This window comes from Catenulispora sp. GAS73, from assembly GCF_041262085.1.
Lineage (GTDB): Bacteria > Actinomycetota > Actinomycetes > Streptomycetales > Catenulisporaceae > Catenulispora.
This window is the reverse complement of the sequence record NZ_JBGCCM010000002.1, coordinates 207460-219904: the sequence shown is the minus strand read 5'-3', so window position 1 is coordinate 219904 and position 12445 is coordinate 207460. Positions and strand designations below refer to the sequence as shown.

13 protein-coding genes are annotated in these 12445 nt (G+C 67.0%); 12 read left to right on the top strand and 1 reads right to left on the bottom strand.

Annotated elements, in window-relative coordinates; translation table 11 throughout:
- On the top strand, nt 1-1077 hold the full coding sequence (locus ABH935_RS03430; protein WP_370376292.1) for a serine hydrolase domain-containing protein: 1077 nt from the start codon (nt 1-3) through the stop codon (nt 1075-1077).
- 103 nt (nt 1078-1180) lie between these two features.
- Here the strand turns inward: ABH935_RS03430 and ABH935_RS03425 are convergent, their stop codons facing one another.
- Entirely contained in the window at nt 1181-1789 is a 609-nt protein-coding gene (locus ABH935_RS03425; RefSeq protein ID WP_370376291.1) for a hypothetical protein, read from the bottom strand.
- 1104 nt (nt 1790-2893) lie between these two features.
- On the opposite strand from ABH935_RS03425, the gene ABH935_RS03420 reads away from it, so the two are divergent.
- The 11 genes from ABH935_RS03420 to ABH935_RS03370 all read left to right on the top strand — a co-directional run bounded on the left by ABH935_RS03420 (nt 2894) and on the right by ABH935_RS03370 (nt 12408).
- A complete protein-coding gene (locus ABH935_RS03420) occupies nt 2894-3613 on the top strand; it encodes a hypothetical protein (protein WP_370376290.1) in 720 nt (239 codons plus the stop codon).
- A gap of 64 nt (nt 3614-3677) precedes the next feature.
- The gene (locus ABH935_RS03415) at nt 3678-4394 is read left to right on the top strand and encodes an SAF domain-containing protein (protein WP_370376289.1); all 717 of its coding nucleotides are present in this window, start codon (nt 3678-3680) and stop codon (nt 4392-4394) included.
- Nucleotides 4394-5116 (top strand): hypothetical protein, encoded by a 723-nt coding sequence (locus ABH935_RS03410; RefSeq protein ID WP_370376288.1) that lies wholly within the window; start codon nt 4394-4396, stop codon nt 5114-5116. Before ABH935_RS03415 ends, ABH935_RS03410 begins: the two co-directional genes overlap by 1 nt.
- A gap of 5 nt (nt 5117-5121) precedes the next feature.
- Complete coding sequence (locus tag ABH935_RS03405; RefSeq protein ID WP_370376559.1) at nt 5122-6417, top strand: CpaF family protein; 1296 nt, start codon at nt 5122-5124, stop codon at nt 6415-6417.
- On the top strand, nt 6414-7319 hold the full coding sequence (locus tag ABH935_RS03400; RefSeq protein ID WP_370376287.1) for a type II secretion system F family protein: 906 nt from the start codon (nt 6414-6416) through the stop codon (nt 7317-7319). Before ABH935_RS03405 ends, ABH935_RS03400 begins: the two co-directional genes overlap by 4 nt.
- 83 nt (nt 7320-7402) lie before the next feature.
- A complete protein-coding gene (locus ABH935_RS03395) occupies nt 7403-8215 on the top strand; it encodes a type II secretion system F family protein (protein WP_370376286.1) in 813 nt (270 codons plus the stop codon).
- Between the two features lie 48 nt (nt 8216-8263).
- Nucleotides 8264-8479, top strand: a complete 216-nt coding sequence (locus tag ABH935_RS03390; protein WP_370376285.1) for a hypothetical protein — start codon at nt 8264-8266, stop codon at nt 8477-8479.
- Nucleotides 8479-8874 carry a TadE family protein gene (locus tag ABH935_RS03385; RefSeq protein ID WP_370376284.1) on the top strand — a complete coding sequence of 132 codons (396 nt, stop codon included), beginning with the start codon at nt 8479-8481 and terminating at the stop codon, nt 8872-8874. Before ABH935_RS03390 ends, ABH935_RS03385 begins: the two co-directional genes overlap by 1 nt.
- Nucleotides 8871-9287, top strand: a complete 417-nt coding sequence (locus tag ABH935_RS03380) for a TadE/TadG family type IV pilus assembly protein (RefSeq protein WP_370376283.1) — start codon at nt 8871-8873, stop codon at nt 9285-9287. The genes ABH935_RS03385 and ABH935_RS03380 overlap by 4 nt, the downstream gene beginning before the upstream one ends.
- Nucleotides 9284-9670: a hypothetical protein gene (locus tag ABH935_RS03375; RefSeq protein ID WP_370376282.1), complete on the top strand. Its 387-nt coding sequence runs from the start codon at nt 9284-9286 to the stop codon at nt 9668-9670. The genes ABH935_RS03380 and ABH935_RS03375 overlap by 4 nt, the downstream gene beginning before the upstream one ends.
- Nucleotides 9667-12408 carry a BTAD domain-containing putative transcriptional regulator gene (locus ABH935_RS03370; protein ID WP_370376281.1) on the top strand — a complete coding sequence of 914 codons (2742 nt, stop codon included), beginning with the start codon at nt 9667-9669 and terminating at the stop codon, nt 12406-12408. The genes ABH935_RS03375 and ABH935_RS03370 overlap by 4 nt, the downstream gene beginning before the upstream one ends.
- Nucleotides 12409-12445 lie beyond the last annotated feature (37 nt).

Genomic DNA, 12445 nt, shown 5'->3' with positions numbered 1-12445 from the left:
ATGAACGCCCTCACCCGGAAGCAGGACCTGATGCCGAAAATCCCCACCGCCGAAGTCACCGCCCTGCTCAAGCGGGGTGTTCAGGACAAGGTCTTCCCCGGGGCCGTGTGGGCCATCGGCGGCCCCGGGGTTCAGGCCACCGGCGCAGTCGGCGTCCTGGACCCCGCCGAGCCCACTCTGGCGATGCAGACCGACACGGTCTTCGACGTCGCCAGCTTGACCAAGATCGTCGCCGTGTGGTCGAGCATCGGGGTGCTGTGGGAGGCCGGACGCCTTGCTCTGGACGACCGCCTCGACACCCACCTCCCGGAGACAGTCGGCTACCCGCTCGGCGATGTCACTGTCCACCACCTGCTGACCCACACCGCGGGCGTCCCGCTGCGTTCCCAGCTCAAGGCGCTGTATGGGGCCGATCCCGACGCCATCCGCCACGGTGTCCTCCAAGAAGCCGCTCACCGCCCCGCCGGCGAGGCCGTTGAATACACCGATCGCGCAGCCCTGATCCTCGGCTACGTCGTCGAGGCGATCTCCGGACAACCGCTCGACATCTTCGTCCGCCGCGCCGTTTGGGAACCGTTGCGTATGCACACCACCGCCTTTGGCCCCATGCCGAGCTCCGCTACCTGGCGCTGCGCACCCACCGAGCTCGACGAATCCACCGGCGACCACCTGCGCGGTGTCGCTCACGACTTCTCCGCCCGCCTCCTCGGCGGTGTCTGCGGCATCGCTGGCGCCTTCTCCACCGCCGCCGACCTCGGCAACTTCGCTACGCACTTGCTCACGCCCGCCAACGGTAGCCAGTTCGGTGCGAAGTGGACCGCTGAATCGCTGCGTATCCAGACCGGCGACCTCGAACCGGCTCGCGGCCTGTTTTGGCACCCCGCACCAGGTACGGCCCCTGACGACGAGGTTTGGGTCCACTACGGCTTCACGGGCACCGGCCTTTGGGTGTCTCCGAAGCACGGTCGCTGGGCGACCCTTCTGACAAACAAGCTCTACTACACCCGTGACCGCGAACCTATCGCTGAGGTTCGCAACGCTTTTCGTGCCCTCACTCTCTCGGGGCCGGTGAAGTAGCTTCCTGAGCGTTCAAGATCCGTGGCTAACGGCAGCAGCAGTCGATTGTTAGCGTCGAAGCCGCTGGATGTGTTGGAAGCTTCCCTGATCTCGACCGGATGAGCTATTCGGCATTCGCGGAATCAACCAGGCCAAGACTCGCCAAACCGTTGAAGGTCTCGGCGACCATCTCGTCCAGCCATTCGGCGAACGTGCCGACCTGATGCTCGGGCAGGCCGTCCTCGACGTACCACACCTGCGGTTCGCCCGTCCCTTCCGGTTCGTCGCCGGCTGGCCAGAACGCCCAGCCGCATCCTTCGGCGGCCTCGATGGCAGCGAACATGACGTACTCCCAACGGTATTCGCCGCGCTCGCGCTCCGCCCGGACGTCCACCCACTGCCGCCCGGGATGCCCCATCGTGCCCGTTGCCCGGCGCATCCCGTGGTACGACAGGAACTCGAAGCAGCGTACGGCGTCACTGACCCGCTCGTTCTCTTCATCGTCGTCCTCGTCCGCCAGACGCCACGGCTCGACCGCCGGACAACGGTACGCCGCGACGAATCGCCGGTACGACTCGGGCAGCAGCGCCCGCAACTGGTCCTCGATCGGGCAGCGCCTCAAATCCGCCCCCTCGTCGTCGATGTCGGTGGGTTCGGCATATCGGACGAGTCTCCCCAGGGTGTGCTCCTGAAGCGTCGTATCCAGCCGAGCCCAACATATGTTCGCGTCCATGAACGCGACACTAGGGGCGAGCACCGACGGCCCGGAGCGCCGAGCGCGCTATTGGATCGACACCGCCCGCGCCTACGCGCAGTGGATTGGGCACCGTGCCCACCTCGCTGCCGACGTGCGCCACGCCTACCCCGAGGCCAGGGGGGTCAGCCCGTGTATACCAGCATGCCTGGCCGCAGATTATAGCCAATACCGCCATGCTGATGAAGCTGTAGTCGCCGGAGTCAAAATCTCTCGTCACTCGATCGAGTGATCTTGACCTTTCTGTCGCGTCCATCCTTTACTTCATGGATCGCTATGGAAAGTCTAGATCTCCGCGAGGTGAGAACGTATCCGTTGATGGCGGATACAGGAGATGAAGGAGCGTCCCGGCTTGGTCTCGTCGAGACTTGTCGCGTTCTGCGCAATCGCAATTGCTTCGATGATTGCCGGGTGCTCGGCATCCGGGTCGAAGTCGGCAGTGAAGGTGCCCGCAGGATCTGGCAGTTCGCAGTCCTCAGCTGTGTCCGCTCCGATGTACCAGGCACGCGATGCTGCCCTGAGCGCCTACACCGGTATGTGGGCCGACGCTGCGGCCGCGGCTCGGACGGCGGATTGGAAGGATTCCGTTCTCACCCACCATGCCACTGACCAGGCACTGGCCGAGCTTGTAAAGATCTTGTATCGGGAACAGGCCCAGGGGCTGGTTTCCCGCGGCACCCCGGTGACGCACGCCCAGGTGACTCAAGTTTCGCCGGGCGCCGTGCCCACGGCGGTCATGATCGAGGACTGCGCGGACTCCTCGACAGCTCCTGAGATCGATCCGAGGACTGGTCGCCCTCCTGCCGGAGCGGCACCTGGCGGCCGACGCCTCATCCGGGCGCGGGTGGCAGAGGCCGATCTGGTGTGGCGAGTCACTGATCTAGCGATTTTCCCGATCGGATCGTGCTCGTGAGAGGACTGCCGATTCCCATTGTCGGCCTGGTTGCCGCGGTGGCAGCACCCTCTGGTTCACCGTCTCCGGCTCCGCCAGCAGTCCATGCGCCTGCGGTCGGCGATTGGGTCGTGGGCGCGGATTGCTCGACGAACCCCGACGCCCCAGAATGCCACTTCAGTATCGACGGCATGTCCCCGACCAAGCTGGCGAGCATCTCGAAGGCCGGACCAGCGAACACATCAGACGTGCGTGTCTGCCAGGAAGTACCTGTCTTCATTCCGCTGGTGCAGCACGTCGTTACGGTTGGAGACCCATCCGTGGCGGGCCGAATGACGCAGCAAGAGTGCACCGTCAACGGACGCATGGTCGACTCATCCCTCGTCTTCACCCCGACCGATTCTGCTGCCCGTCCTGTCAGTGCTCAACAGCTGGCGCAGCACGCGTATCAGGCATTGGTGATGCCCCAACCCGATGTCGGGATGAGCCCGAAGGCTGATGTGCCGCAACTCGCGGGCTTGCCGGTGTGGTTGTGGCTGAAGCCTGGTTCGTGGAGTTCGAAGTCGGTGACGCTGACGGCCGGTGGCGTGACGGTGACGGCAACGGCGACGCCACGACAGGTCGTGTGGTCCATGGGGGATGGAACGACTGAGATCTGCGCTGGTCCCGGCACCCCATTCCCGGAGCATTCGACCGGCGATGGGACGGCACCGTCACCGACTTGTGGCCATGCCTACCGCCGGACTTCTGCAACGGAGCCCGGCGGAGCGTTCCACGTCACGACGACGGTCGCGTGGCGGGTGGACTGGACGGGATTCGGGCCTGGCGGGACGTTCCCCGACGTGGAGTCTTCAACCGGATTCCCGGTGCGAGTCATCGAGGCGGCAGCGCTCGTAACCAACAGCCATTGAAGATCGTTACCGATCAAGATCGCTGAGTTCTGATATCGATTCTCTGGCGTTAGGCGAGTTCATCGTGCGTTCCGTCATTCCTGGCCAGGCGCCGCCCGCAGAGGCGCAGCCTGAAGAGGCACCGCGCCCGAAGGCCAGGTCTGTGCGTCGGTTGGCTTCGACGCGCCGGGTTCGCCCGGCCTACGTGAAGGCAGGGGCTGGTCTGGTCGCGCTGTGTGGGGTGGGCGGTGGCGTGCTGCTGTCGTCCGTCGACGGCCGGATTCCTGTGTTGCTGGTCGCCACGCCGGTTCCGGCCGGGCAGAAGGTGCTCGCCGCTGATTTGCAGACGGCGGAGGTCGCCGCCGACTCCGGTGTCGGGTTGATTCCGGAGTCGCAGGAAGACCAGGTTGTCGGGCATATCGCGGCGGTTCCGCTGGTGGCTGGGGATTTGATGACCCGGAACAAGGTTGGGGCGTCGGCGGCCTTTCCGCCGGCCGGTCAGGCGGTCGCACCAGCCGAACTGAAGGCGGGGTCGTATCCAGCGGAGCTGAAGGCTGGCGATCAGGTGGCCGTGCAGATCAATGCTCAGGAGCAGGGACCGGCTCAGGTCCCTCAAGCGCCCGCAGATCCGCTGAAGAACGTGATGACGGCGACCGTGGTGTCGGTGAAGGACGCGCAGCAGACCGGCTCGGTCGATGTGTCCTTGCTGACCGACGAGGCCTCGGCCGCCCGGATCGGCCAGGCCGGGAGCAACCCCGTCTCGCTAATCGTGTTGGCTCCCGGCAGCGCAGGTGGTTCCTGATGCTGGTCGCGGTGGCGTCGGTGAAGGGCGCGCCTGGAGTGACGCGGCTGGCGATGACCCTGGCGGCGCTGTGGCCGCACAATATCTCGGCGACGCTCGTCGAGGCGGACGCTGCCGGCGGAACGCTCGCGGGGCGCTTCGGCCTGGCCTCGTCGCCGTCGCTGACGACCCTCGCTGCGGCGATGTTCCCGTCAGCCCAGGACGTACGGATCGGCGAGCACACGCAGCAGCTCCCGTCGGGGCTGCCGGTGGTGGTCGCACCGGCCGATCCTGCCGGCGTGCAGGCGACGGTCGCGGGTCTCGCGGCGACCGGTGGCCTGCTGGAGCAAGTGTCCGCTGATTCCGAAACGGCTGTGATCCTCGACTGCGGTCGCGTTGACGTGCGGCGACTGTCTCGGGCCATGTTCCTCGCCAATGAGGTCCTGCTGGTGGTGCGTCCGGTGCCGGAGGAAATCGGACTGTTGGACGTGGCCATCAAGTCCCTGCAGGCAGCTGGAAGCCGAGTGCGCCTGGTCTTGCGTGGAGCCGGTTACACCGCCGGTGAGATGAGCCGCACGCTCGGTGTCGAGGTGGCAGGCAGCCTTACGGAGGCGCCGGAGACGGGGCTGCTCGCCAGAGGCCGTCAAAACGCCTACGCGCGTTCGGTGCAGCAGATCGCACTGGGCATCGGCGGCACTCGGGCGTGTGCAGCACCTGTCGCAATGCCGGAGGCTGTGGCGTGACGGCGATGCTCGACCCTGCCATGGTGGCGCGAGTCGGAGACCGTGTCGCAGCCCGCTTGGTTGCGGAATCCGAGCAGGCTTCCTGGGACCTGGCGAATCGCCGGGCAGCCGTGGACCGTCTCTGCGCACAGGAGTTGCAGGCCGAGGTGGCCGCTGCTCTGTCAGCCGGCCTGCCATCGCCGCGACGGGAGGTCACCGAACAGGTGGTTAGGTCGGTCGCCGACCGGCTTCTCGGCTTCGGCGGCCTGCAAAGATATCTGGACCTGCCAGGGGTGGAAGACATCGACGTCCTGGGCCACGACGTCGTCTTCGTCAAGTACGCCGGCAAGCGCCGCGAACGCGGTCCATGGCCGGTGGCCGCGAGCGATGCCGAGTTGATCGATCTGGTAGGGACGATCGCCGGGAGAAGCGGAATCGAGGAGCGCTCCTTCGACCGGCGCGCTCCGATCTTGTCGATCGGGCTGCCCGACGGATCGCGGCTGTCGGCGGTCATGGCGGTCAACAAGCGCCCCAGCGTGACAATCCGCAGACATCTCCACCGCGACATCGATCTCGACGAGTTGGTGAGACTCGGGACGATCGACGTCGCGCTGCGCGACTTCCTGACTGCCGCGGTCCAGGCCCGATGCAACATCTTGATTGCCGGCGGTATGGGCGCGGGCAAAACCACGATGCTGCGGGCTCTCGCGACTGCCATCGACCCCTACGAAAAGCTTGTCACGATCGAGGACGCCTTCGAACTCGGCTTGGACGCCGATCCCGAACGGCATCCGGTCGTGGACGCACTCCAGGCACGCGAGGCCAACGCCGAAGGAGTAGGCAGGATCCGCGCCGCCGACCTCGTGCGCGCCGGACTTCGGCTGTCCGCAGACCGCGTGATCGTCGGCGAAGTCCGAGGCGACGAGACCCTGCCCATGCTCCTGGCCATGAGCCAGGGCAACGACGGGTCCTTGTCCACAGTGCACGCGGAATCCGCAGACGCGGCATTCGATCGTTTGATCACCTACGCGCTGCTCGCGCCGGAGCACGCTCCGGCGGAGGCCGTCGCGCGACTCGCGGCGCACGGCATCGATCTGGTGCTTCATATCGCCGAGTTGGGCGACGGTCGCCGCGTGGTGCGGGAAGTCGCGGAAGTCACCGGGTCTCACGCTGACCAGGTGGTTACGAACAGGCTGTACGAGCCGGGACCGGACGGCATCGCTGTGCGTGCGACCCCGCCGTCTACCTCGCTGACAGAGCGTCTGGCCACGGTCGGATACAACCCGTTCGCTGCACGCGCGCAGGAGAGGCAGGGCTGGTGAACGGTACGCAGCTACTCGGAGGCCTGTTCGGCGCTGGAACCGCCATCGGTTCGCTCGTGATCGTCAAAGGCCTGCGGCCAGCGGTGGAAGGGGCGTCCGCGGCTCCTTCGCGTTGGGCCTCGCTCGCCGCAAGCCTGAGCCCGCGCCGATTGACCGGCCAGAAGCCGCGTGTCGCGGGCTGCGCGGCTGGCGCGGCCGCACTGTTGGCCTGGACCGGTTGGCCGGCGATGGCCGTGATCGGATACCTCGCGCTCTGGCATCTGCCGCGCGTCCTCGGTCCCGACAGAATGTCGCGCCACGCGATCGAGCTGTCGGACGCTGTCGCCACGTTCGCCGAGATGCTCCGGGATACGTTGTCGGCCGCCGCAGGGCTACAGCAGGCGGTCATGGCTGCCGCACCCTTGGCGCCAGAGCCAATCACCGCGCCCTGCATGCGGTTGGCCGAGCAGGTTGATACGGGTACGCCGTTGGCGGAGGCCATCGCGGTGTGGGCCGATGCGATTGCCGATCGCCACGCCGACGCCGTCGCCGGCTGCCTGATCATCGCATCCCGCAGGCAGTCAGGGAACACCGCAGCCGTGTTGAACAACGTCGCCGCCTCCGCCCGTGAACAGGCGTCGATCCGGCGGCGTGCCGTCGCCACCCAAGCCAAGCCTCGCACGTCGGTCCGCATCACCATCTGCGTGGTGCTGGCGCTGTTCGGGGTGCTGATGTTCGGCGATCCGGCCTTCATGGCTCCCTACGACAGCCTCCGCGGACAGGTCGTGCTCGTCGCTGCCGCCGGGGTGTTCGGCGTGGCACTGCGCTGGATGGACACGATTCTGCACCCGGAACCCGAACCACGAGTCCTCACCAACCTGGCCGCCGTCGCGACTACCAGGCAGGAGGTCGCGGCGTGGTAGCCGTCCTGCTCGGGGTCGGCATCGGTGCTGGGCTGTGGCTCCTGCTCATCGGCCTGCGACCGCCCGCCCCGTCTGCAGCGTCGGTGCTGGCGCGCCTGTCCACACCGGCACCTGCTGTCGTACCAGCTTGTGCTTCACAGGGTCCTGTCAGCGGTTGGTCGGCGCGGGCCGGCTGGCGATTCGTCCCGCTGCTGGCCAAGTCGGGCCTGCCAACTGCCAAGGCTCGTCGTGACCTTTCGGTTCTCAACCGCAGCGCTGAAGACCTTCTGGCGCAGCAGGCCGCGACCGGGGCAGCCGGACTGATCCTGGCACCCGTGGCAGACCTGTGGTTCGACGCGCTTGGCCTACGTATCCCGAGCGTCTTCCTGGTGCTGGGGACGGTAGCGGCGGCTGCGCTGATGTTCTGGACCCCGGTCGTGAGCACTGCCGCCGCCGCAAAGGTCGCGCGTGCTGAGACCCGAGCCGCGCTGGCGATGTTCCTGGAGTTGGCCGGCACGTCCTTCGCGGCCGGGGGCGGCGTCGAGCAGTCGCTGCATGACGCCGCCGCGATCGGCGACGGGCCGACTTTCACCAAGCTGCGCGCTGCTCTGGCAGAAGCCCGCCTCGCGCGTACCCCCGTTCCCGCCGTCTTCGCCCGGCTCGCGCACGAGCTGGACTCGGCCGACCTCGCGCAGTTGGCGGCTTCGCTGGCGCTGACCGGTTCCGAGGGAGCTCGCATCAAGGATGCGCTCGCGGCCAAGGCGCAGGTCCTGCGTGCCAGTCAGCTCGCGGATGTCCAGGCCGCTGCGGAGGCTGCGACCGAGCGCAGTGGCGTACCGATCGGGCTGATGTTTCTCGCCTTCATGATCGCCATCGGTTTCCCCTCGGTCATGAAGGTCCTCGCCGGGTTCAACTGATCCGGCATCCACCCAACGGTAAAGGAAGCACTACCCATGATCTCTCGGATGACCGACCTGACCACTCGCGCCTGGGCCCTGCTGACGTGCGGTCAACGCCCGCGGACCCTGCGTAAGCTTGTTCGCGACCTGAAGACGTATGACACCGGCGGCATGTCCTCAGACACCGTCATCATCATCGCCTTCATCGTGTTGGCCGCGGTCGGTGTCGGTGTCCTGTTCACGACGAAGATCATGGGCAAGGCCACGAGCATCCAATTCTGATGCGCCATGCGCTACACCGCCCATGTGGCGATGCCGGTTCGGCCACGGTCCAGATGGTGTTCGCGGTCCCGGTGATCGGGCTGATCATCTTCAGTACGTTCGCGTTCGTCCTCTACTTCCATGCTGAGCAGATCGCGCACTTGGCCGCGTCTCAAGGCCTGGAGGCAGCTCGAGTCCAAGGCGGCACCCAGGCGGCGGGGCAGGACGCGACCGAGCACTACCTAACCGAATTCGACAAGAGCACGCTGCATGGCGTGCGCGTGACGGTGCAGCGCGGCTCCCGGGACGTCCGTGTCGAGGTGAGTGGATACGCCGAACAGATCGTGCCATTCCTAAAGCTCCCGGTGCACGTCACGGTCACCGCGCCGACCGAGACCATCGGGGACCGAACGTGAGGAAGCGGAGATCTCTGCGATCGGATACCGGATCCAGTCTCGTCGAAATGGTGATCATCGCGCCGTTCTTGCTGCTGGTGATGACGTTCGTCGTGCTCCTCGGACGGTTGTCCATGGCCGATATCGACGTCAACACCGCCGCGCACGCCGCCTCCCGCGCCGCATCTCTGGCGACAGACTCTGCGCGGGCGCGAGCCGTCAGCGAGCAGACGGCCGCGACCATCCCGAGCAGTACCGCCTGCACCCGGAGGGACGTGAAGGTCGATACCGCCTCGTTCAAACCCGGTGGGGTGGTACGGGTCACGATCTCCTGCCACATCTCTCTGCAGGCCATCACCGGGTTGCTACCTGGCACCCAGACCTTGACCGCCTCGTCAGTGAGCCCAGTGGACCCGTTCCGGAGCACACCATGATCGTTCTGGCGGTTCTCCTTGTTCCATCCCTGCTCCTCGCATCCGGTTTGGTGCTGGACGGCGGTGCGGCGCTTTCCACCAAGGACCGGGTTCTCGGAGAGGCGGCCGAAGCTGCCCGAGCCGGAGCCGATGCCCTGGACGTGATCGCCTATCGTCAGACGGGACGGGCGGCCGTGGACCCGGTACGTGCCCGGGCTGCGGCCGAAAAGTACCTCGCGGCGACAGGCGACCAGTACACGGTAACGGCTTCCGCTGATGCGGTGACGGTCACCGTGCGGGCCGACTACCGAACCCAGCTGCTGAATGTCGGCGGCCTGGACGTGATCCACGTCGCCGGCCACGCGACCGCACACCCAGTCACGTCGGATGCGAGCGCACCATGAGGACCCTGATCCGAGTCGTTCGCGGACTGCTCGCGCTGGTGCTGCTGGTCGCAGTCGTCGGCGGCGTCCCGTGGTTTCTCGCCGATTCGCTCGGCATTCCCTTCCCGCGGCCGCTGCCGACGTCCTTGAGCCAGGTGGGGCCGTGGCTGGATGTATGGCGGATCGACCGGGCACGCTTCGTCCTGGATCTGCTCGGCATCGCCGGATGGTGCTACTGGGCGGCGTTCATCCGACAGCTCGCCGTCCAGGTGCCGGGGGCACTGGCCGATGCCGTAGCGGTCGCACGCCAGACTGCGCCCGCGATTCGCGATCGGCAAGCAGGGCCGGCGGCTTCACTGGTGGCAGTGCTGTTGGCCGCCCTGGCCGTATCGGTGCTTACATCCCGGACCCCGGCAGCGGCCAAGACGGGCTTCATCACCCCGGCCAAGCCCGCTGCCAGCTCCACTGCACCGGCCGTCCCCGCCGAGCCGACGGCGACAACGTCGTCCGCGACGTACACGGTCGTCGATGGCGACACCCTTTGGGGCATCGCTGCACAACACTTCGGCGACGCTGAGCGCTGGCGCGAGATCTACGACGCCAACCGTGCCCGCATCCAAGCGGACGGGCAACGGCTGTCGGATCCCGACTTGATTCTGCCCGGCTGGACTCTCGAACTGCCCGCGTTGGGTGCCACCGCCGAAGCTCCTGCCGCGTCGTCGATCTCTACAGTTCCACGACCGACTGATGCCGCTGTGCCTTCCTTTGCGTTTCCCCAGCCCACCGTCGCCGCCGGCGAGTCCGTGGTGCAGTCGTCGCCGAGTACTCCCAGTGCGGCAGTTGCGAACACTCACGTGCACGACGTCGTCGCACGGCCCAAGGCGCATCGCGACCGATCGTTCGTAAACCTCCCCGGCGGGGGAGTAGTGGGCATCGGTCTCGCCGGCGCCCTCGCCGCAGCGATCGCCTTGGCCCGCAAACGTCGCAGGATCCGCACCACCGCACGCTGGCCGATCCCGCTGGATACACCCCAACCAGCAGTTCCGGAGTCGGTCGCCGAGATCGAGCGGGCCCATCTGGCGACGCTGGCTCCGCCAGCTCTCGGCTACTTCCAGGACGGCGACCTCGACCCCGAAGACGACGACCCATACCAGTCCGGGCTCGACGACCCCGGACCTGAGCGCCCTGACCTCCGCCTTCCTGAGCAGGCCGTCACCACCTCGGAGGAACGGTCCAGATCGGGGCTGACCGGGCCGAGCATCCCCGCGTCGTACACCGAGTTCACCGCGCCGGGCTCGCTCGCGTTCGGCACCGACGGCGACCACGAGATCGGACTGGCCCTGCGAGACCATGCCGGCCTCGGCTTGAGCGGCCCAGGCGCGTTGAGCACGGCCCGAGCGCTGCTGGTCGGAATCCTCGCCAACGGCGGGCCGTTGGCGAGCCTGGACCACATGCGGGTCCTCATTCCCTCGGTCGATCTCGCAACTCTGCTGGCCAACGAGCCCCAGCACGTCCCCCGCTTGGAGATCACAACCGACCTGGACGACGCCGTCGACATGCTGGAGGCCGAGTACCAGGATCGGCGCCGCACCGTGGCGGATCTCGGCGTCCGCACCGCAGCAGACGTGCGCCGCTTCTACCCGGAGCAGACACTCGAGCCGCTCGTCCTGATCGCAACACCCACGCCGGCCATCACCCCGCGCCTGGCCGCGATCCTGGATGTCGGCCGGGCCGTGGATCTGCACGCGATCCTTCTGGGGCCGTGGGACTCCGGTACGACAGCTGAGATCGACCACGATCAACGCTCTCGCAGCGCGGACGAACAGCTCGACGGCGTGCAGGCCTTCTCTCTTTCGGCGTCGGAAGCACAGGCTCTACTCGCGCAGCTCGAACCCGACTTGGACACCAGCCAGGACACGACCACCGACAGGCCTGATGAGACATCAGCCCTCCAACCTGCCGCTATCCCTAAGCAGACCACGGTGGCCACGGATCTTCCGCCACTCCCGCGAGTCCACGTCAACGTCCTGGGCCCGGTCACCGTCACCGTCGACGGTCACGAAGTCGTGCTGAACAACAAGGAGACGTCGATCCTGACGTTCCTGGCGCTGCACCCCAACGGCGTCGCCCGCGACGAGATCATCGCCGCTCTGTGGACCAACCCCGACGGCACCAACAACGGCAGCGCCGAAACCTTCCGCTCCACCGTCTACCACGCCAGAACCCGCATCCGTGCCGCCACCGGCGAGGGGAAGACGATGTACATCACCAACCGCGGCACCCGCTACCTGCTCGACCCCGCGGAAATCACCACCGACCTCGCCCGCTTCACCAAGCACCTCGACACCGCCAACCGCACCCGCGACGAAGCCGAAGGCACCACAGCACTCGAAGCCGCCATCGACACCTACCGCGGACACCTCGCCACCGGCATCCACGCCGACTGGCTGATCATCGACCGCGAAGCCGAATCCCGGCGCTTCGGCGACGCCTGCGCCCGACTGTCCGACCTCACCGCCGACACCCGCCCCGAATTCGCTCTACACGTGCTGGAACGCGCAGTCGCCGATGCCGACTGCAACCAGGAGCTCTACGCCAAGATCATGAAGATCCAGGCCCACCTCGGCCGACACGCCGAGATGTGGAAGACACTTCGACTCTTGGAGGTACGACTCGCCGCGCTCGACGACGAGCCCGATCGGGATCTCTACGAGCTCGCGAACCGTCTGACGAACCAGCGGTCCGAGCGCTCCAGATAGCCAACAGGGCCACGCCCCACATGATCTTGAAACGCCA